Origin of the sequence: Actinomadura sp. 7K507, assembly GCF_004348425.1 — a bacterium.
In the GTDB taxonomy this organism is placed as follows: Bacteria; Actinomycetota; Actinomycetes; order Streptosporangiales; family Streptosporangiaceae; genus Spirillospora.
On sequence record NZ_SMKK01000011.1, the window covers coordinates 48565 to 68222 of the forward strand.

Below are 19658 nucleotides of genomic sequence, written 5' to 3' on the forward strand. Positions count from 1 at the left end.
CGCGCCCCCGCCCGGCCGCGGCGCGGCGGGCGCGAAGCAGCAGCACCACGGCGATCGCGGCCAGGTCCTCGGGTCGGGCGCCGCCCCTTTCGATCCGTATGAGAGGGGTGGGACGGGCGGTGTCTGGACGGGTCACAGGGGGCGTTCCTTCGCGTACGGCTCCGGGGGCGTGCTCTCGGTCGGCTCGGACGTTCACTGCGGCGGGGCACCGTGCTTGCGCTGGGGCAGTTCGGCGTGCTTGGAGCGGAGCATCTCCAGCGACCGGATCAGCACCGGCCGGGTGTCGCGCGGGTCGATGACGTCGTCGATCAGGCCGCACTCGGCCGCGTGGTACGGATGGACCAGCTCGGCCCGGTACTCCTTGGTCTTCTGTTCCCGCATGGCCGCGGGGTCGTCGGCCGCGGCGATCTGCCTGCGGAAGACGACGTCGGCGGCCCCCTCGGCGCCCATCACCGCGATCTCGTTGGTCGGCCAGGCGAAGGCCAGGTCGGCGCCGATCGAACGGGAGTCCATGACGATGTAGGCGCCGCCGTAGGCCTTGCGCAGCACGACCGACACCCGCGGGACCGTCGCGTTGCAGTACGCGTAGAGCAGCTTGGCGCCGTGCCGGATGATGCCGCCGTGCTCCTGGTCGACGCCGGGCAGGAAGCCGGGGACGTCGACCAGGGAGACCAGCGGGATGTTGAACGCGTCGCAGAAGGAGACGAACCCGGCGCCCTTCTCGCTGGCGGGGATGTCCAGCACGCCGGCCAGGTGTGCGGGCTGGTTCGCCACCACGCCCACCACCTGGCCGCCGAGCCGTGCCAGCGCGCACACCAGGTTCGCCGCCCAGGTGGGCTGCACCTCGAAGAACTCGCCGTCGTCGGCCAGCTCCGCGAGCACGCGACGGACGTCGTAGGTGCGGGAGGAGTCGGCCGGGACGAGGTCGATCAGGGCGTCGCCGGTCCGGTCCGGTGGATCGGTGGACGGCTGGTCGGGCGGCAGCTCGCGGTTGTTGGCGGGCAGCAAGGACAGCAGGAAACGGACGTCGTGCAGGCATGACTCCTCGTCCTCATAGGTCAGGGTGGCGACTCCGGAGGTGGCCGCGTGCACGGCCGCGCCGCCGAGGCCGTCGTGGGACACCCGTTCGCCGGTGACCGCCTGCACCACATCCGGCCCGGTGACGAACATCTGCGCGATCCCGCCGACCATGAACACGAAGTCCGACAGTGCGGGGGAGTACGCCGCGCCGCCGGCGCACGGCCCGAGCATCACGCTGATCTGCGGGACCACGCCGGACATGCGGGTGTTGCGGCGGAAGATCCCGCCGTAGCCGGCCAGCGCCGTCACCCCTTCCTGGATCCGCGCGCCGGCGCCGTCGTTGAGCCCGACCACCGGTGCTCCGGCGGCCTCCGCCAGGTCCATCAGCTTGTGGATCTTCGCGGCGTGCGCCTCGCCCAGCGCCCCGCCGAAGATCCGGAAGTCCTGCGCGTAGACGAACACCGTGCGGCCGTGCACCAGGCCCCAGCCGGTCACCACGCCGTCGGAGTGCGGGCGGCGGTCCTCCAGCCCGAAGCCGGTGGCGCGGTGCCGGCGGAACGGCTCGACCTCGGTGAAGGTGCCGTCGTCCAGCAGCAGCTCCAGCCGCTCGTGCGCGGTCAGCTTGCCCTTGTCGTGCTGGCGGTCGGTGGCCGCGGGGTCCGGGCCCCGGCGGGCCGCCTCCCGCGTGGCGCGCAGCCCGGCCGGCCGCTCATGCGGGTGCATGCGCCGCACCTCCGGATCTGGCCGGCCGCCACCAGCCCGCGTTGTCCCGGTACCACCGCACGACCTCGCGCAGTCCCTCGTCGAACGACCGGCGCGGCGCGTAGCCGAGCTCGCGGCGGATCCTGGAGTCGTCGATCGCGTACCGCAGATCGTGCCCCTTGCGGTCGGGCACCCGGCGGACCAGGGACCAGTCCGCGCCGCACAGCTCCAGCAGCCGGGCGGTGATCTCCCGGTTGGTCAGCGGGGTGCCGCCGCCGATGTTGTAGATCTGGCCCTCGGCGCCGTGGGTGAGGACCCGCTGGACGCCCCGGCAGTGGTCCTCCACATGCACCCACTCCCGCACGTTGCGGCCGTCCCCGTACAGCGGGACCGGCTCGCCCTCCAGCAGGCTGGTGGTGAACAGGGGGATCAGCTTCTCCGGATGCTGGTACGGCCCGTAGTTGTTGGTGCAGCGGGTGATCCGCACGTCCATGCCGTGGGTCCGCCAGTAGGCGTGGGCGACCAGGTCGGCGCCCGCCTTGGACGCGGCGTAGGGCGAGTTGGGCTGCAGCGGCTCCCGCTCGGTCCACGAGCCGCTCTCGATCGACCCGTACACCTCGTCGGTGGAGACGTGCAGCACCCTCGGTACTCCGGCGGACAGGCAGGCGTCGAGCAGGATCTGCGTGCCCTGGACGTTGGTGCTGGTGAACTCGCCCGGGTCGGTCAGCGACCGGTCGACGTGCGAGGCCGCCGCGAAGTGGACGACGGCGTGGTGCCCGGGTAGCAGCAGCCTGAGCAGCTCGTGGTCGCGGATGTCGCCCTTGACCATGGTGAGCCGGGGGTTGTCGAGGGGCAGATTGCCGGGGTTGCCGGCATAAGTGAGGCTGTCGAGCACGGTGACCTCGGCGCCGCGGAACCCGGGATAGCCGTCGGCCAGCAGCGTGCGGACGTAGCAGGAGCCGACGAACCCGGCCCCTCCGGTGACCAGGACCCTCATGCCGCCACCTCCGCCCGTGAATGGTCTCCGACGATCAGGCGGGTGCCGTCCCCGTCGCGCGGGGCCGTCACCTCCGCGCCGCGGCCGATGATGGAGCCGGTCAGCCCGTGGACACCGTGCACGTTCGCCCCGTCGAGCAGGAGGGACTCCTCCAGCGCGGCGTCCTGGACGGTGCAGCCGTGGCCCACCACGACATTCGGCCCGATCCTGCTGCCGCTGACGACCGTTCCGGACCCGACGATCAGCGGGCCCTCCAGATGGGAGCGGGCAACCTCGGCCCCCGCCTCCACCACCACCGGCCCGTGCACGCCGCTCGCCGCGTCGATCCGTCCCCGGACCTCGGGAACCAGGCGTTCCAGCATCGTCCGGTTGCAGTCCAGCAGGACGTCGATGCTGCCGACGTCGGCCCAGTAGCCGGCATATTCCTGGACGGTGACCGGCCTGCCCTCGTCGACCATGTGCTGGAGCGCGTCGGTGATCTCCAGTTCGCCGCGCCGGCTCGGCCGGATCGCCCGTACGGCGTCGTGCACGGCCGCGGTCAGGAAGTAGACCCCGATGATCGCCAGGTCGCTGCGCGGCCGGGCGGGCTTCTCCACCAGGGCCCGCACGGAGCCGTCCGCGCCGAGCTCGGCGATGCCGTACTGCGAGGGGTCGGCCACCTTGGTGACCAGCACGAGCCCGTCGGGCCTGCGCTCGGCGAAGTCGCGGGCGGCGGTCTCGATGCCGTCCGGCAGGACGTTGTCGCCGAGGTACATCACGAAGTCCTCGTCGCCGAGGAAGTCGGCCGCGACGGCCACGCAGTGCGCGAGGCCGAGGGGGGCCTCCTGGCGGAGATAGACGATGTCCAGGCCCATGGCGGATCCGTCGCCGAGCAGTTCCACGATCTCTTCGGCGTTGTCCCCGACGATGATGCCGACCTCCTGGACGCCGATGTCCCGGATCCTCTCCAGGACGTGGACCAGGACCGGCCTGCCGGCGACCGGCACGAGTTGCTTGGCCAGGGAATGGGAGAAGGGGCGCAGCCGCGTTCCCTTCCCCCCGGACAGTACGAGTGCCTTCATGGTTGAGCTCCGGTGTCTCATCGGAGGGTCATGTCGTCGCGGGCGGCCCGAACCAGCGGCTCAGCGCGGCACGGAGGTCGCCCCCGTCCGGTGTCGTCCAGGCGACGTGCCCGTCAGGGCGCAGCAGCACGGCGCCGAGACCGCGCAGCGGGCCGTCCGAGCCGGTCTTGGCGGGCACCACACGGACGCGATCACCCCAGTGCGCCGCGATCGCCTGCGGCGATCCGGGGCCGCCCGGGGAGGCGTCCTCGCCGCTCAAATCGACCAGGACGCCCTTGGCGGGATGCAGCAGCCGGGTGGTGCTGGTGTGCTCCGAACCGGTCACGAGATCGCAGTGCGGCATGCGCCCGCCGACCAGTCCGTGCCCGCCGTCCTCGTAGCGGACGTCCAGCCCGCCGACCGTGGCGGCCAGCCGGTCGTTGCACTCCGGGAGCGCCAGCATCTCGCGCATCACCGCGCGCACCGGTTCGACCTCCGGGCCGCCGAGCAGCAGGTGCGCCTGCGCCCGGACGTTGGCGAGCACCTGCTCGCCCACCGGGTGGCGCTCGTCGTGGTAGGTGTCCAGCAGGCCGGCCGGGGCCCGGCCGCAGGCCTGCGCGGCCAGTTTCCAGCCGAGGTTCGCCGCGTCCTGGAGCCCCAGGTTGAGCGCCTGGCCGCCGGCCGGAAGCTGGACGTGCGCGGAGTCCCCGGCCAGCAGGACCCGGCCCTCGCGGTACCGCGTCGCCTGGAGGCTGGCGTCGTCGAACGCGTCCACCCAGATCGGCGTGCCGGAGGAGATGTCCTCGCCGGTGATCCGCGCCCAGCCCGACACGACCTCGGCGAAGTCCGGGGGGCCGGAGCGGCGGGCGGCCGTGCGGCCGAACTCGTGCAGCATCACCCGGGTGACGCCATCGCCGCGGCGCGCGGCGATGGCCAGGCCGTTCTCGAACCGTTCGAAGCGCCGGTCGGGTATCTCGAGGCCGGCCACGTCCGCGCGCAGCAGTTCGCGGGATGCGGCGGTGCCCCGCATCCCGATCCCGGCCAGCCGCCGCACGGTGCTGTCCGCTCCGTCGCAGCCGACCAGGTAGGACCCGGACACCCGCAGTGGCCCGCCGGGGCCGTCGGCGGTGACCTCGACCCCGTCGTCGCCGGCCGCCAGCGCCCGCACCTCCCGGCCGGCCCGGATGTCGGCGCCCAGCCCGGACGCCCACGTCCTCAGCGTCGCCTCGGTGCGGAACTGCGGGATCTTCCAGTAGCCGGGATACCGGCCGGGCAGCCGGCTCGCGTCCAGCGCGAGACCGCCGAAGTGGCCCCGGCCGGTGGGCTCGGTCCCGCCCAGTGCCTCGACCAGCCCTCGCTGGTCGAGGACCTCCATCGTGCGGGAGTTGAGCTGCGAGGCCCTCGACTCCCCGGTCGGTTCCGGCAGCCGTTCCAGGACCACGACTCCGGCGCCGCCGAGCCGGAGCTCTCCGGCCAGCATCAGCCCGACCGGTCCCGCACCGACGACGATCACCCGGGTGCCCGGATCCGTCCCTGACGCCTTCTCGGCCATGGCCGGTCAGCCCCGCCGCTCCGCGTGCTCCTTGGCGTGCCGCAGCGTGGTCAGGCTGTTGGCGCTGAGAGCGCTGCGGACGTAGTCGCGGGCGTCGGGCAGGCCGGCCCCGCCGCCGAGGATCTTCGTGACGTTCGCCTCGTTGATCTTCACGGTGTGCCAGGAGACGACCCGCACACCGCCGTCGTCCGGGATCAGCTCCCATTCCCCGGTGTGCATCGTCATCAGCGGGGGAACGTGGATCTGCTTGTAGACGATCCTGGTGTGCGGCATGCACACCCGTACCGAGGTGGTCGAGTGCACCGAGCCGTCCTTGGTCCGGGTGTCCATCGTGAGCAACTGCTGCCCCGGAGTCTCCTCCTGCAGGGACACCTTCTCTACGTGCGGCAGCCGCCGCGGCCAGTGCTGCGCCTCGTTGAGGAAGTCGTAGACGTCCTCGGCCGGCCCGTCGACCCGGACTTCGTCGCTGAAGGTCAGCAGCCCGCCGCTTTCCGGGTCCAGCTCGGCATGGGCCTTGAGGGCGGCGAGCTCGGCGTGGCTGTTGCCGTCCACCGCCCGGTCGATCCACGCGAGCTTCTCGGGATCGTCGTCCTCGGCGCGGTAGTCGTGCAGCAGCCGTACCCGGGTCTCCGGCGCACCGCCGTCGGCGGACGGCTCGACCACCCAGGCGCCGCCCATCGCCGCGACCGGCGGCCTGGAGACCTCCTGGCGGAAGTCGATGCGCAGCGCGTCCGGGTCGAGCCGCCGGCGGGAGGTCCAGTTCTTGGCCTCGCCGTTGGCGGTGGCCCAGATCCGGATCCGCTCGTCCTTGCCGTGGCGCTCCTCGGGGTCGACGTAGACGGTCGGGGGGAAGATGCGCGGCCAGTTCTCCACCTCGGCGATCAGCCGGTAGACCTCCGAGGCCGGCGCGCGCACCGTGATCTCGTGCTCCACCTCGCGTGTGTCCGGTGGCGCCATGACGTTCACTCCCTTCCTGCGTACGGGTTCCCGCGTACGGTTCGGCGCCGGGCCTGCCGCCCGGTCAGAAATTGCCGAGGCCGCCGCAGACGTTGATGGCCTGCGCGGTGACCGAGTCGGTGCCGTCGGAGACCAGGTAGCCGACCATGCCGGCGACCTCTTCGGGCGTGGAGTACCGGCCGAGCGGGATCTTGGCCTGGAACCTCTCCAGGATCTCGTCCTCGGAGGCGTCCCAGGCGGCGGCGTAGCCGCGCCGGACGCCCTGCGCCAGCGGGGTCTCGACATAGCCGGGGCAGACCGCGTTGACGGTGATGCCGGTCTTGGCGAGCTCGTTGCCGAGCGCCTTGGTGAAGCCGACGACGCCGTGCTTGGACGCCGAGTACGGGGCACCCAGGACCACGCCCTGCTTCCCGGCCGTCGAGGCGATGTTGACGATGCGCCCGCGGTTCCCGTCCCGCATGCCGCCCTGGTTCAGCACCGCCCTCGTCATGAGGAACACGCTGTTGAGGTTGGTGTCGATGACGTCTTCCCAGAGCTCGTCGGTGAGGTCGGCGGTGGGCCCGCCGCCGCTGCGGCCGGCGTTGTTGACCAGCACGTCGACCGGTCCGAACCGTTCCGCGGCGGTCCGCGCGAACGCCTCGGCGTCGTCGCGGGAACGCACGTCGCACGCCGCCCCGTCCACCTCGTGGCCCTCGTCCCGCAGGACCTTGACCGTCGCCTCGACGTTCTCAGGGGTCCGCGAGCAGATGAACACCCGGTGCCCGGCGGCCCCCAGGGTCCGCGCGATGGCGAGCCCGATTCCGCTGGTGGCCCCGGTGACCAGGGCCACCCGCTTGCCGTTGCCTGCCTTGCCGTTGTCCGGCATTGCCCTCTCCAATCGCTGGACTGTTCGCTAGCCCGCGTCCATGTCCGCGAGCCGCATGTTGACCGTCGACAGGAACTCGCGGGGAGTCCTGGCATCGACGATCGCCTCGTCCTCCAGCTCGATGCCGTACGCGCGCTCGACGCGGCTGCCGGTCTCCTGGAGGGCCAGCGAGTCGTAGCCGAGGACGTCGAACTCCATGTCGAGGATGTCGTCCTCCAGATCCACCTCCTCGGGGGTGCCGGCGGCCTCGGTCAGCACGCGCCGGAGATCGTCGATCTTGAATTCCGCCTGGTTCATCTCCGTCTCCTCCTTTCGTCGAGGGGTCATGGTGAGCAGGGGACTCGTGGTGAACGGGTCGTGGTGGACGGGTCACGGCGCGCGCGCGTGACCCGGCTCCGGGGCGCGGACGACGACGGCGGAGTTGAACCCGCCCTGGCCGCGCGCCAGCACCAGCGCGCTGCGCACGTCCTGCGGGCGCGGCTCGCCGACCACCAGGTCGATCGGATATCCGGGATCGGGGTCGACGTTGGCGGTCGGAGGGACCAGCCCGTCGCGGATCGCCAGCAGCGCGGTCGCCAGGTCCAGCGGCCCGGCGCCGGAGTTGAGCCGCCCGGTCATCGTCTTGGGGGCGGTGACCGGCACCGCGCGCGGTCCCAGGACGGCGGCGATCGCCTCGGCCTCGACGCGGTCGAGCTCGGGTGTCGCGGCGGCGTCGGCGAACACCGCGTCGATCTCGCCGGGTTCGGCCCGCGCGTCCCGCAGTGCCAGCCGGATGGCGTTGCGCAGGCCGGGCTCGCGGTCGCTGCCCGGCCGCGGGTCGAAGGTGGCCCCGTATCCCGCGATCTCGCCGTACCAGCCGGACACACCGCGCTCGCGTGCCGAAGCGGCGTCCTCGAGGATGAGCAGGGCGCCTCCCTCGCCCGGCACATGACCGCGCGCCCGGGGGTCGAAGGGCAGGTAGGCCTGCTCGGGGTCGTCGGCGGCGCTGAGCCGCCCGCTGGTCAGCAGGGCCGCCCAGCCCCAGGAGCAGAGTGAGGCGTCGACGCCGCCCGAGACGATCAGCTTGGCGCCCTTGCGGATCCTGCGCCGGGCCTGGGCGATGGCGTCCAGCCCGCCGGCCTGGTCGCTCACCAGCACCCCGCCCGGCCCGCGCAGACCGTGGCGGATGGATATCTGGCCGGTGTTGACCGCGTAGAACCAGGCGTACGACTGGTACGCGCTGACGTACTGGCCGCCCTTGCTCCACAGGTTCCGCAGCTCGCCCTCGCCGAACTCGAAGCCGCCCGACGAACTCGCCGTGACCACGCCGACGTCGAACTCGTTCAGGTCGCCTTCGGACACATCCGCGTCGGCCAGCGCCCAGTCCGCGGCCACCAGCGCGAGCCGGGTCATGTGGTCGGTCTGCGGGATCAGCCTGCTCGGCAGGTGCTCCTCGGCCGTGAAGCCGGGCACCTCGCCGGCCAGCCGCGACGGGTACCGCTCCGGATCGAACCTGGTGACGCGATCGATGGCGGCGCGTCCCCGGCGGGTGGCCGTCCAGTGGTCGGCCGTGCCGAGGCCCGTGGGCGCGGCCACACCGACGCCGGTCACCAGTACCGTCCCGGTCATGTTCCGCCCCTCCCGCGCGGAGCCCGCAGCACCATGGCGCTCTGGAACCCGCCGAACCCGCTGCCCACGGTGAGCACCGCGCCGGTACGCACATCGCGGGCGGTCAGCGGCACGTAGTCCAGGTCGCATTCGGGATCGGGATGGTGCAGGTTCGCCGTCGGCGGCACCACGTCGTGCTCGATGGCCAGCGCCGACGCGGCGATCTCGATCGAACCGATCGCGCCCAGCGAATGGCCGATCATCGACTTGATGGAGCTGACCGGGACACGGTGGGCGTGGTCACCGAGGCCGCGCTTGAACGCCGCGGTCTCATGCCTGTCGTTCTGCTTGGTGCCCGAGCCGTGCGCGTTGACGTAGTCGATGTCCTCCGGGGCGGTCCGCGCCTCGTCCATCGCGACGCGGATGGCCTCGGCCATCTCTCGTCCGTCCGGCCGCAGGCCCGTCATGTGGAAGGCGTTGCAGCGGGTCGCGAATCCCGAGACCTCCGCGATCATCGGCGCGCCGCGCCGCCGGGCACGCTCCTGCTCCTCCACCACGAACACGGCGGCTCCCTCACCCAGCACGAAACCGTTCCGGGTGCGGTCGAACGGCCGCGAAGCCTGCCCGGCATCGTCGTTGCGCGGCGAGGTCGCCTTGATCGCGTCGAAGCAGGCCACGGTGATCGGCGAGATCGGCGCGTCCGTGGCACCGCAGATCATCACGTCCGCCGAGCCCTCGCCGATGAGCTCCCCGGCGTGGCCGACCGCGTCGATACCGGAGGTGCAGCCGGTCGACACCACCGTCGCCGGCCCTTCCGCGCCCACGGCCCAGGCGACCTCGGCGGCGAAGGAGCTCGGCACGAAGTAGTCGTACAGGTGTGCGGGCGCGTAGCGGTGATCGACCGGATCCAGCCGTCCGCCGTCGCTGACCACGCAGTACTCCCGGTCCAGGCCCATGGTGGCGCCGACCGCGCTGCCGATCGACACGCCGACGCGGCAGGGGTCGTCCTCCTGCGGCTCCAGGCCGGCGCGCGCCACGGCCTCCCGTGTGGCCACCACGGCGAGCTGCGCCGCGCGATCCATCCGGCGGATCTCCTGGGGGCGCAGCCCGTGTGCCGCGGGATCGAAATCGATCTCGGCGGCGATCCGCGAACGGTACGGCTCCGGGTCGAAGAAGGTGATGCCCCGGGTCGCCGTCCGCCCCTCGGTCAGCAGGCTCCAGAAGTCCTTGACACCCGTTCCGCCGGGCGCCAGCACTCCGATGCCGGTGATGACGGCCCGTCTTGTCATGTCCCCGGCCTCCGATCGGTCCATTCGTAGAACCGCTTGGCCATCGCGTCCTTCGGGGATCGCCAGGTTTCGGGGTCGTAAGGGTCGATGTAGGACTTCAGAGCGGCACTGATCTCCTGGAAGAGCGGGTGCGAACTCGCCTCCTGAATAGCGGCGCCGCCGTCGTCGGAATCGAAATCCTGAAGGTGGAAATACAGGTCGTGGAAGCTGAAGAGCTGGCGCCGCCTCGTTCCCATGAGGTCGGGCATCCCGGTGGTGTCGAAATCGCGGAACAGTCGCGCGACCTCGTTTTCAGACGCCGGTTTCAGCCGGGCCACGATCAAGGTGCTGTGCACGCTGCGTCACTCCCTTTCGCGAGGTGTCGGCGCACCGCCGGACGTTGGGCCGTGAACAGGGCTCGCCGGCGCGGTGCGCGGGGGTCAGCCCCGTGCGAGGGCGTCCGCGGTGGCGCGGCCGGCGGCGGCGCGGCCCGCGGCGGGGGCGCCGAACCACCGCCGCAGCGCGCGGTCCGCCGGGCCGCATCCCGGCGCCGCCCACGCGACATGGCCGTCGGGGCGGATGAGGACGGCCTCGGTGCCCGCCAGCTCGCTCTCGGCCCGGGGCCGGCCCGTCACGGCGTCCACCCGGTCGGCCCAGCCGGCCGCCTCGCGGAGGACGGCGGCGTCTCCGGTCAGGTCGAGCAGCACGCCGCGGCCGGCGTGCAGCAGCTCGCCCACCCTGGTCCGCCCGCCGTCGGTGTCGATCTCCTCGCCGGGGCGCATCCGCGCGCCGAGCAGCGGGTGGTCGCCCGTGCCCATGTCGTAGCGGATGTCGATCCCGCTGACGCTTCCCACCAGGTGGCGGCTGACCTCGGGATACTGGATGAGCTCGGTCAGGACGTCCCGCAGGGGCTGCATCTCGTCCCCGTTGAGGAAGAGCAGGCCCTGTGCCCGCGTGTTGGTGAGCACCCGCTCCGCCACCCGGTGACGCTCGGTGTGATAGGAGTCCAGCAGCCCGCCGGGGGCGGTGCCGTGCACCTGGGCGGCGAGCTTCCAGCCCAGGTTCATCGCGTCCTGGATGCCGGTGTTCATGCCCTGGCCGCCGGCCGGCAGGTGAATGTGGGCGGCGTCGCCGGCCAGCAGGACGCGCCCCCTGCGGTACTCGGTCACCTGCCGGGTGGCGTTGCCGAAGGAGGTGACCCAGGCGGCGGTGCCGTGGCTGATGTCCTGGCCGGTGAGGCGCTCCCAGCCGCCGGCGACCTCCGCGAAGCTCGGGGGCTCGGTCCGGCGTTCGGCGGGCGGCGGGTGGTCCTTCTCGCAGACGACGATCCTGGTGATCTCGTCGTTCAGCGGGCCCGCCATGACCATTCCGTTGGGCCTGGTCTCACCGGTCCAGCGCGGCTCGATGTCGGCGCCCTTGACATCGGCGATGAACATCTCCAGCGTCGCGGGGAGGCCGGGGAAGTCGAAGCCCGCCAGCTTCCGCACGGAGCTGCGGCCGCCGTCGCATCCCACCAGGTACTGGGCGGAGAACCGGCTCCGCCCGCCCGGCCCGTCGACCTCCACGGCCACGCCCTGGTCGTCCTGGCTCAACGCCACGACCTCGTGGCCCCGCCTGATGTCGGCGCCCAGGCCCACGGCCCATTCGGTCAGCATCTCCTCGGTGCGTGCTTGCGGCAGGTCCTTGCCCACCCAGTGGGCGCCTTCGATCACGCTGAAGTCCAGGCCCAGTCCGCCGTAGTGCCCGACGTTGCTGGTTTCGAGGTCGGGAAGCAGCGGGAGGAGCCCGCGCTGGTCGAACACCTCCATGGTCCGGCCGGTGAAACCCAGGCCGCGGGATTGCCCGGTGGGCTCCCGTAGTTTCTCCAGAACGATGACGTCCACTCCGGCCAGCCGCAACTCCGCGGACAGGGTGAGCCCTGCCGGGCCGGCGCCAGCAATGATCACGGAAGTGTCCATCTCACTCTCCCCATGCTTGATCTTCGGGACATCTCAGGCAAATGCATTGGAGCCATTCACCAAAATCCACATTCCGGCGGGGGAGGGTCAAGTCGGGTACGCAAGATCTATGTATATCTTCGTCATGTGATTGTTAATTGTAAGAGGCAGGTAAATCAGAGCGGTCAACAGGGCGCGGCCGATGTGGTCGCGTCCGATCCATTTCGCCCACGGCGTCCCCGGCGCCGGACGTGCGGGCCGTGGACGACGGGGCGGGGGCGTTCGGGCGAAGATCGCGTAATCCGTTCAAGGTCATCGGGCGTCCCAACTCGGGAGTGAGCTTCACCGGCAATCCCCGCAGGAGAGGCGTACATGACCAGACGTCGAAAGATCGTGGGAGTGGCGGTGGCGGGCGTGCTCATCGCGCCCGTGCCGACCGGGGTCGCCGCGGCGGCGGAGAACTGCGAGTTGCGGGCGGCGGCGGGCGACCCCGCGGCCGTCGTCGACGGGCAGACGAGGGCAGGGGCCGTCCAGGTACGGTGCGGCGACCGGTGGCTGACGCTGCGGCAGGGCACGGCGGGCATCGCCGACCAGCCCGAGGCCGGGGACCGGTTCGGCGCATCGGTCGCCGTGACCGACGTCGACCGGAACGGCGCCGCGGATCTGATCGTCGGCGCGCCCGGCGAGAACAACGGCGCCGGGGCGGTGCACGTGGTCTTCGGCCCCGGGAACGACGGGCAGCCCGCGCCGATCGTCCTGCGGCAGGGCGCCGGCGGGGTACCGGACCTGTCCGAACCGGGCGACGGCTACGGATCGGCGGTGGCCGCCATGGGCGGCACGGTGCTGGTCGGCGTGCCGGGCGAGGACCTGGGCGACGGCGAGGCCAAGGTGGACGCGGGCGCCGTCCAGGTCGTGTCGATCCGCGGCGGCCAGGTCGACGGTGTCACGGAGTTGAACCAGGACACGCAGTACTTCGACGGCACCGTGGAGTCCGGCGACCGGTTCGGCGCGTCGCTGGCGGCCGGTTCGTTCGACAAGCCGACGGCGGTGATCGGCGTGCCCGGCGAGGACGTCGCCACCAAGAAGGACGCCGGAATGATCCACATCGTCGAGGACCCGGTCGTGGCCATCGAGGAGACGGGGATCGGCCAGGACTCCGCCGGCATCAGCGGCGCATCCGAGCCCGGCGACCGGTTCGGCGCGAGCGTCGCGGCGGCCTGGGATCCCTCGCTGCCGGTGCGCGTGGCCGCAGGGGTGCCGGGCGAGGACCTCGGTGACGCGGCGGACGCCGGGATGGTGACCGTCCTCGGCTATGACGGCCGGCAGGTCACCGAGGTGCTGGCGGTGCACCAGGGCACGGCCGGGGTGCCGGGAGCCAGCGAGGACGGCGACGGGTTCGGCACCAGCGTGGCCGCGGGCGTGATCGAGTCCGCGTCCGCGCCTGGCCCGGAGGTGTCGGTGGCGATCGGCTCGCCCGGCGAGGACCTGGGCGACCTGGTCGACGCGGGCCGGGTGCACGGGGTCCAGGTCGGCTCCGACCCCCGGGTGGACGGGGTCGTCAGCCAGGAGACCGACGGCTTCGGCGACGCGCCGAAGGCGAGGGCCCGCTTCGGCGCGGCGCTGGCGTTCGGGCCCGGTGCGGCGAGCATCGTGGCCGGCGCCCCCGGGCACGACGGCGAGGGCGCCGTCCACGCGACACCCTGGCGGGCGCTGTTCGGCACGGCCGTCGTGGCGGACAACTGGTTCGCGGGCCGCGACGGCGTGCCGGCGGGATCCGCGTTCGGATCGAGCGTCGCCTCGGACCCCACCGGGTGACCCAGGGGCCGGCTCAGGCCCGCGCGGCGCAGTCGGCGCGCAGGCCTGAGCCGGTCACCGGCACGCGGCGGACGGGCGTCCTCACCGGGTCGGATCCGGACGGGCTATGGCGCCGTGCGGGCGGAGCGTTCGAGGGAGCGGCGGGCCGCGGCGACGACGGCTTCGACGGTGATGCCCAGTTCGGCGAGGACGCGGTCGCCGGGGCCCGAGACGCCGAAGTGCTCGACCGAGACGGGTTCGCCGTGCGTGCCGAGGTAGCGCCACCAGCCCTGTGCGGTGCCCGCCTCGACGGTCACGCGGGCGGGCACCTCCGGGGGCAGGACGAGGTCGCGGTACGCCTCGTCCTGGTCCTCGAACCACTCCACGCACGGCATCGACACCACCCGCGCGGCGATGCCGTCCCGTGCCAGGTGCCCGCGGGCCTCCAGGGCGAGTGAGACCTCCGAGCCCGTCGCGATGAGCACCACGTCCGGCGGTGCGGAGCCGGCCAGGACGTAGCCGCCGCGCGCGACCTTGTCATGGAGGTCGTGCAGGTCGCGGCCGGTCACGTCGAGGGCGGGGACGGAGTGCCGCCCGAGGGCGAAGGCCACCGGGCCGCCGGGGCGTTCCAGGACGCGCCGCCAGGCCGCCGCGGTCTCGGCGGCGTCGGCGGGACGGACGACGTCTACGCCCGGAACCCCGCGCAGCCCCCACAACTGCTCGACCGGCTGGTGGGTCGGACCGTCCTCGCCGACCGACACCGAGTCGTGGGTGAACGCGAACGTGACGGGCAGCCGCATCAGGGCGCCCAGCCGCAGGGCCGGGCGCAGGTAGTCGGAGAACGCCAGGTAGGTGGTCGCGAACGGGCGGAAGCCGCCGTGCAGGGCGATGCCGTTGGCGATGGCGGCCATGGCGTGCTCGCGGACGCCGAAGTGGAGGGACGTCCCGGCCGGGTGGTCCGCGGAGAACGGGCGGCGGCCGGGAAAGGCGACGTTGGTCGAGGACGACAGGTCGGCCGAGCCTCCCCAGATCTCCGGGAGGCGTTCGGTGAGGGCCTCCAGCACCGCGCCGTTCGCCGCGCGGGTCGGCCCGGCGGTGCCGCCGAGGCCGGGCAGCGCGCCGGCCCAGTCCGGCGGAAGCGTGCCCGTGGCCAGGCGTTCGTCCAGCCCGGTGAGGTCTGGATGAGCCGTGCGCCAGGCGCTGTGCGCCCTGTCCCAGTCGCCGTGCAGGCGGGCGCCCCGCCGCAGCGCGGCTCGCGTGTGCTCGAGGACCGGCTCCGGTACGGCGAACGAGGCGTGGGGGTCCATGCCGAGCAGCCGCTTCACCTCGGCGGTCTCGTCCGCGCCGAAGGGGCCCGCGTGCGCCGCGGCGGTGCCTCCGCGACCCGGCGCGGGGGCACCGATCACGGTGCGCACGGCCACCAGGGACGGCCGGTCGCGCTCGTCCCGGGCCGCCGCCAGCGCCACGCGGAGCGCGCCGAGGTCCTCGCCGTCCTCCACGGTCTGGACGTGCCAGCCGTAGGCGCGGTATCGCGCGGCGGTGTCGTCGGTGAACGACAGGGAGGCCGGCCCGTCGATGCTGATCCCGTTGTCGTCGTAGACCAGGACGAGTTCGCCGAGGCCCAGCGTCCCGGCCAGTGACGACGCCTCCGCGCTGACGCCTTCCTGCAGGTCGCCGTCGCCGGCCACGCACCAGACCGTGCGGGCGAAGGGGGAGTCCGGGACGTGAGGGGCGTCCGGGTCGAGGAGGGCGCGCTCATGCCGCAGCGCCATCGCCATGCCGGCGGCGGTGGCGACGCCTTGGCCGAGCGGGCCGGTCGTCATCTCCACGCCGGGGGTGTGCCCGTACTCCGGATGGCCCGGCGTCCGGGACCCGAGCGCGCGGGTCCGGCGCAGATCGTCGAGCGTGAGCCCGTAGCCGGTCAGGTAGAGCTGGGTGTAGAGCAGGAGGCTCGCGTGCCCGGCCGACAGCACGAACCGGTCCCGCCCGCGCCAGCCCGGATCGGCGGGATCGTGCCGCATCAGTTCCTGGAACAGCAGGTGGGCCACGGGCGCCAGGGCCATCGCGGTGCCCGCGTGACCGTTGCCCTTGGCCTCGACGACGTCGAGCGCCAGCACCCGCGCCGCGTCGACCGCCTTCCGGTCGAGTGCCTTCCGATCGAGGTCCGTCATCCCGCGCCCCCGCCTCCTCGCTTATGGCTACCACTAGGCATACTTTTGAGCTTTGATAGACAAAAGTATCCTGGATAGGTGACGGACAAAGGAACGGTGGTGCCGCGAGCCGGTGCCGGCACGTTGCTCACGCTCATCCGCACCGGCAGGGCCAGCACCCGCGCGGATCTCGTGCGGCTCTCCGGCTTCGCGCGGTCGACCGTGGCTCAGCGCCTGGACGCGCTGCTGGAGGAGGGGCTGATCCTTCCCACCGGTGACGCGGGCTCCAGCGGGGGCCGCCCACCGGAGACGTTCGCCTTCAACCGCGGAGCCGGGGTGCTGCTCGGCGCGGACATCGGCGGCGGGCACACCCGTGTCGCCGTCACCGACCTGGGCGCGGAGGTGCTGGCCGAGGACGAGGCCGACCTCGACGTCGCCGCCGGCCCGGACGCGGTCCTGGGCTGGGTGCGCGACGCGTTCGCCCGCCTGCTCGACCGGATCGGCCGGGCCCCCGCCGACGTGCGCGGCATCGGCGCCGGCGTGCCCGGCCCGGTGGACTCGGCCACCGGGCGGCTGGTGAGCCCGCCGATCATGCCCGGATGGGACGGGGTCCCGGTCTCCGAACGGCTGGCACGCGACCTCGCCGACCTCGCCGGTCCCGGTGCCCCGGCCCCGGCCGCCGTCGCCGACCGCGACGTCAACATCATGGCGCTGGGCGAGCAGCGGGCCGGCGGCCACGGCCGCCGCGACGTGGTGGTGGTCAAGATCGGGATGGGGATCGGCGCCGCGCTGATCGTCGGCGGCGAGGTCTACCGGGGCGCCCAGGGCGCCGCCGGCGACCTGGGCCACCTGCGGCGGGGCACCGACGAGCCGTGCCGCTGCGGCAACAACGGCTGCCTGGAGGCGACGGCGGGCGGGTGGGCGATCCGCCGCACCCTCGTGGAGAAGGGCTACGACGTGCGGACCAGCCAGGACATCGCCCGGCTGGCGCGGCGCGGCGACCACGAGACCATCCGGCTCGTCCGGCAGGCGGGACGGCTGGTCGGCGAGGCCCTCGCCGATGTGGTCGGGCTGTTCAACCCGTCGCTCATCGTCATCGGCGGCAACCTGGCCGAGGCGCGCGAGCCGCTGCTGGCGGGGATCCGCGAGGTGGTGTACGAGAGGTCGCAGGTCCTGGCCTCGCGGGACCTGCAGATCGTCCCGACCACGCTGGGGTCCCGGGCCGGCACGATCGGCGCGGCGCTGCTGGTGCACGAGTGGCTGTACGACGCGGACCGGATCAGCGCCGCCTTGGGCTGACGGGCGGCGGGTTCGCCGCTTGAGCCTTTTGCCGGTAAACGTTCAGACTTCGGGGTAACTGTAGACAGAAGTCGGTTTCGCATGTTGAATCGGCCCCGTGAGGAACCGGCGATGACAGCGCAACCAGGTGAACTCTCCCTGCTCGACGCGTTGCCCGAGGAGGCCGTCGCGGTCGGCGTCCCGGCCGCCGACTGGCGGTCGGCGGTCCGCGCCGCGGGCGATCTGCTGGTGGCCACGGGGAGGGCGACCGACGGCTACACCGACGAGATGATCCAGACCGTCGTGGAGCACGGCCCCTACATCGTCATCGCCCCGGGACTGGCGCTGGCGCACTCCCGTCCCTCCCCGTCCGTGCTCCGCACGGGACTGTCCTGGGCGGGGCTGGCCGCCCCCGTGGAGTTCGGCAGCGCGGCCAACGACCCGGTACGGCTGGTGATCGGCCTGGCCGCGGTCGACCATGACGCGCATTCGGGCGCACTGGCCCGGCTCGCCCGCATGCTGGCCGACGCGGACCGCATGGGGGCGCTGCGAGAGGCGACGTCGGCCGCCGGGGTCCGGCGGCTCATCTCCGAGTACGAAGGAAGCACGCAATGAAGCTGCTCGCGGTCTGCGGCATGGGCATCGGCACCAGCATCATCCTCAAGATGAACGCCGAGAAGGCGCTCGAACGCCTCGGCGTCGCCGGCGAGGTCGAGGTCGCCGACATCGGCAGCGCCCGCGGGGCCGCCGTCACCGCCGACGTGGTCCTCACCTCGTCCGACCTGGCCGAGGAGCTCGGCGACGTGCGGGCGGACGTGGTGGTCGTCGACAACTTCGTCGACGTGGACGAGATCGCCGGCAAGCTCTCCGCGACGCTCCGAGACCGCGGCTGAACACCCCCGCCCGGGGCGAAGCGAGGAGGACACCCCCATGGACTGGCTGGTCACCGTAGCCGAATTCGTCGTCAACGAGATCCTCAGCGTCCCCGCCTACCTGGTCGGCATCATCACCGCGGTCGGCCTGGTGGCCCTGCGCCGGTCGGTCGGCCAGGTGATCGGCGGCGGGCTCAAGGCCGCGCTCGGCTTCCTGCTCATCGGTGCGGGCGCCACCCTCGTCGTCGCGGCGCTCGACCCGCTCGGCGCGATGATCCAGGGCTCGACCGGGGCCCAGGGCGTGGTCCCCACCAACGAGGCGATCGTCGGCATCGCGCAGGAGCGGTTCGGCGCCCAGGTGGCCTGGATCATGATCCTGGGCTTCGTGCTCAGCCTGGTGCTGGCCCGGCTCACCCCGCTGCGCTACGTGTTCCTGACCGGGCACCACATGCTGTTCATGGCCACGCTGCTGACCATGGTGCTGGCCGTGACCGACATGCCCACCTTCGAGGTCGTGCTCGTTGGAACGATCCTGCTGGCGACCATGCTGGTCGCCATGCCGGCGCTCGCGCAGCCCTGGACCCGCCGGGTCGGCGGCGACGGGAAGATCGCGATCGGCCACTTCGGCACGCTGGGCTACATCGCGGCCGGCGCCACCGGCCAGGTCGTCGGCCGCCGCAGCCGCAGCACCGAGGAGATGAAGATCCCCGAGGGGCTGCGCTTCCTGCGCGACTCGATGGTCGCCACCGCGCTGTCGATGGTGATCATCTACGTGGTGATGGCGGTGCTGTTCCTGGTCTCCTCGGGTCGGGAGGAGGCGTTCGCCGCGTTCGAGACACCGTCGGCCGACGTCGGCGACTACCTCATGCAGGCGGTCATGCAGGGCCTGCAGTTCGGCATCGCCGTCGCGGTGATCCTGTTCGGCGTGCGCACGATCCTGGGCGAGCTGGTGCCCGCCTTCCAGGGCATCGCCGAGCGGGTCGTCCCCGGCGCGGTCCCCGCGCTGGACGCCCCGATCGTCTTCCCGTTCGCGCAGAACGCCGTCCTGGTGGGCTTCCTGTCCAGCTTCGTCGGCGGCCTGGTGAGCCTCGGGCTGATCGCCTGGATCTTCGAGCCGTGGGTGGGCATGGCGCTGATCCTCCCGGGACTGGTCCCGCACTTCTTCACCGGCGGCGCGGCCGGCGTGTTCGGCAACGCCACCGGCGGACGGCGCGGCGCGGTCGCGGGGGCGTTCGTCAACGGCGTGATCATCACGTTCCTGCCCGCGCTGCTCCTGGACGTGCTCGGCTCGTTCGGCAAGGCCAACACCACGTTCGGGGACGCCGACTTCGGATGGTTCGGCATCGTCACCGGCTACGCGGTCAAGGGCGGCCCCGTCCTGGGCCTGCTCCTGCTGCTGGCGCTGGTCGTCGCCCTCATGGCCCTGGCGATCTGGGTACAGAAGCGCTTCGTCCTGACCGGCTGGGACCCGGGCGCCAAGCGCGACGCCGCCCTGGCCGCGGCCGCCAAGGAGACCGAGCCGGAGAAGACCGGGCCGGAGAAGACCGAGCCGGAGGAAGGCACCGGCGCGGCCACCTGAGCCTTCCCGCGCCTGCCACCACCCGCTGCTGCGAGAACTTGTGCAGCTCATGGCGGTCCT

The 19658-nt window shown here is 72.7% G+C and carries 17 protein-coding genes; 5 read left to right on the top strand and 12 right to left on the bottom strand.

Annotated elements, in window-relative coordinates:
- Positions 1–192: 192 nt before the first annotated feature.
- From E1285_RS04480 to E1285_RS04530, 11 genes are all read right to left on the bottom strand, one after another.
- Positions 193–1743 carry an acyl-CoA carboxylase subunit beta gene (locus E1285_RS04480; protein ID WP_132148300.1) on the bottom strand — a complete coding sequence of 517 codons (1551 nt, stop codon included), beginning with the start codon at positions 1741–1743 and terminating at the stop codon, positions 193–195.
- Entirely contained in the window at positions 1730–2719 is a 990-nt protein-coding gene (gene rfbB, locus E1285_RS04485; protein WP_132148302.1) for a dTDP-glucose 4,6-dehydratase, read from the bottom strand. The genes E1285_RS04480 and rfbB overlap by 14 nt, the downstream gene beginning before the upstream one ends.
- Entirely contained in the window at positions 2716–3780 is a 1065-nt protein-coding gene (locus tag E1285_RS04490) for a glucose-1-phosphate thymidylyltransferase (protein ID WP_132148304.1), read from the bottom strand. Before E1285_RS04490 ends, rfbB begins: the two co-directional genes overlap by 4 nt.
- Before the next feature lie 28 nt (positions 3781–3808).
- Entirely contained in the window at positions 3809–5311 is a 1503-nt protein-coding gene (locus E1285_RS04495) for an FAD-dependent monooxygenase (protein ID WP_132148306.1), read from the bottom strand.
- Between the two features lie 6 nt (positions 5312–5317).
- A complete protein-coding gene (locus E1285_RS04500; RefSeq protein ID WP_132148308.1) occupies positions 5318–6268 on the bottom strand; it encodes an aromatase/cyclase in 951 nt (316 codons plus the stop codon).
- Positions 6269–6332: 64 nt separating this feature from the next.
- On the bottom strand, positions 6333–7133 hold the full coding sequence (locus tag E1285_RS04505) for an SDR family NAD(P)-dependent oxidoreductase (protein WP_132148310.1): 801 nt from the start codon (positions 7131–7133) through the stop codon (positions 6333–6335).
- A 27-nt stretch (positions 7134–7160) separates the two neighbouring features.
- Entirely contained in the window at positions 7161–7430 is a 270-nt protein-coding gene (locus E1285_RS04510) for an acyl carrier protein (protein WP_132148312.1), read from the bottom strand.
- Positions 7431–7502: 72 nt separating this feature from the next.
- Entirely contained in the window at positions 7503–8741 is a 1239-nt protein-coding gene (locus tag E1285_RS04515) for a ketosynthase chain-length factor (RefSeq protein ID WP_132148314.1), read from the bottom strand.
- A complete protein-coding gene (locus tag E1285_RS04520; protein ID WP_132148316.1) occupies positions 8738–10009 on the bottom strand; it encodes a beta-ketoacyl-[acyl-carrier-protein] synthase family protein in 1272 nt (423 codons plus the stop codon). Before E1285_RS04520 ends, E1285_RS04515 begins: the two co-directional genes overlap by 4 nt.
- Entirely contained in the window at positions 10006–10344 is a 339-nt protein-coding gene (locus E1285_RS04525) for a TcmI family type II polyketide cyclase (RefSeq protein ID WP_132148318.1), read from the bottom strand. The genes E1285_RS04520 and E1285_RS04525 overlap by 4 nt, the downstream gene beginning before the upstream one ends.
- Before the next feature lie 84 nt (positions 10345–10428).
- Entirely contained in the window at positions 10429–11946 is a 1518-nt protein-coding gene (locus E1285_RS04530) for an FAD-dependent monooxygenase (RefSeq protein ID WP_132148320.1), read from the bottom strand.
- 351 nt (positions 11947–12297) lie between these two features.
- On the opposite strand from E1285_RS04530, the gene E1285_RS04535 reads away from it, so the two are divergent.
- On the top strand, positions 12298–13740 hold the full coding sequence (locus E1285_RS04535; protein ID WP_132148322.1) for an FG-GAP repeat protein: 1443 nt from the start codon (positions 12298–12300) through the stop codon (positions 13738–13740).
- 104 nt (positions 13741–13844) lie between these two features.
- On the opposite strand, the gene tkt is transcribed toward E1285_RS04535, so the two are convergent.
- Positions 13845–15890, bottom strand: a complete 2046-nt coding sequence (gene tkt / locus E1285_RS04540) for a transketolase (protein ID WP_132148324.1) — start codon at positions 15888–15890, stop codon at positions 13845–13847.
- A 78-nt stretch (positions 15891–15968) separates the two neighbouring features.
- Here tkt and E1285_RS04545 point away from each other — a divergent pair, with 78 nt between their 5' ends.
- The 4 genes from E1285_RS04545 to E1285_RS04560 all read left to right on the top strand — a co-directional run bounded on the left by E1285_RS04545 (position 15969) and on the right by E1285_RS04560 (position 19598).
- Positions 15969–17168, top strand: a complete 1200-nt coding sequence (locus E1285_RS04545) for an ROK family protein (protein ID WP_132148326.1) — start codon at positions 15969–15971, stop codon at positions 17166–17168.
- Between the two features lie 111 nt (positions 17169–17279).
- On the top strand, positions 17280–17762 hold the full coding sequence (locus E1285_RS04550; RefSeq protein ID WP_132148328.1) for a PTS sugar transporter subunit IIA: 483 nt from the start codon (positions 17280–17282) through the stop codon (positions 17760–17762).
- A complete protein-coding gene (locus E1285_RS04555) occupies positions 17759–18040 on the top strand; it encodes a PTS sugar transporter subunit IIB (protein WP_132148330.1) in 282 nt (93 codons plus the stop codon). Before E1285_RS04550 ends, E1285_RS04555 begins: the two co-directional genes overlap by 4 nt.
- Positions 18041–18077: 37 nt before the next feature.
- The gene (locus E1285_RS04560) at positions 18078–19598 is read left to right on the top strand and encodes a PTS ascorbate transporter subunit IIC (RefSeq protein ID WP_132148332.1); all 1521 of its coding nucleotides are present in this window, start codon (positions 18078–18080) and stop codon (positions 19596–19598) included.
- The last annotated feature ends 60 nt before the right edge of the window (positions 19599–19658 follow it).

What these genes read in the sequence shown, in the direction of transcription:
- E1285_RS04480 (WP_132148300.1), bottom strand. Translation starts at nt 1,743, where the DNA reads ATGCACCCGCATGAGCGGCCGGCCGGGCTGCGCGCCACGCGGGAGGCG.
- E1285_RS04520 (WP_132148316.1), bottom strand. Translation starts at nt 10,009, where the DNA reads ATGACAAGACGGGCCGTCATCACCGGCATCGGAGTGCTGGCGCCCGGC.
- E1285_RS04530 (WP_132148320.1), bottom strand. Translation starts at nt 11,946, where the DNA reads ATGGACACTTCCGTGATCATTGCTGGCGCCGGCCCGGCAGGGCTCACC.
- E1285_RS04535 (WP_132148322.1), top strand. Translation starts at nt 12,298, where the DNA reads ATGACCAGACGTCGAAAGATCGTGGGAGTGGCGGTGGCGGGCGTGCTC.
- E1285_RS04560 (WP_132148332.1), top strand. Translation starts at nt 18,078, where the DNA reads ATGGACTGGCTGGTCACCGTAGCCGAATTCGTCGTCAACGAGATCCTC.
- E1285_RS04505 (WP_132148310.1), bottom strand. Translation starts at nt 7,133, where the DNA reads ATGCCGGACAACGGCAAGGCAGGCAACGGCAAGCGGGTGGCCCTGGTC.
- E1285_RS04490 (WP_132148304.1), bottom strand. Translation starts at nt 3,780, where the DNA reads ATGAAGGCACTCGTACTGTCCGGGGGGAAGGGAACGCGGCTGCGCCCC.
- E1285_RS04550 (WP_132148328.1), top strand. Translation starts at nt 17,280, where the DNA reads ATGACAGCGCAACCAGGTGAACTCTCCCTGCTCGACGCGTTGCCCGAG.
- E1285_RS04515 (WP_132148314.1), bottom strand. Translation starts at nt 8,741, where the DNA reads ATGACCGGGACGGTACTGGTGACCGGCGTCGGTGTGGCCGCGCCCACG.
- E1285_RS04495 (WP_132148306.1), bottom strand. Translation starts at nt 5,311, where the DNA reads ATGGCCGAGAAGGCGTCAGGGACGGATCCGGGCACCCGGGTGATCGTC.
- E1285_RS04500 (WP_132148308.1), bottom strand. Translation starts at nt 6,268, where the DNA reads ATGGCGCCACCGGACACACGCGAGGTGGAGCACGAGATCACGGTGCGC.
- E1285_RS04555 (WP_132148330.1), top strand. Translation starts at nt 17,759, where the DNA reads ATGAAGCTGCTCGCGGTCTGCGGCATGGGCATCGGCACCAGCATCATC.
- E1285_RS04510 (WP_132148312.1), bottom strand. Translation starts at nt 7,430, where the DNA reads ATGAACCAGGCGGAATTCAAGATCGACGATCTCCGGCGCGTGCTGACC.
- rfbB (WP_132148302.1), bottom strand. Translation starts at nt 2,719, where the DNA reads ATGAGGGTCCTGGTCACCGGAGGGGCCGGGTTCGTCGGCTCCTGCTAC.
- tkt (WP_132148324.1), bottom strand. Translation starts at nt 15,890, where the DNA reads ATGACGGACCTCGATCGGAAGGCACTCGACCGGAAGGCGGTCGACGCG.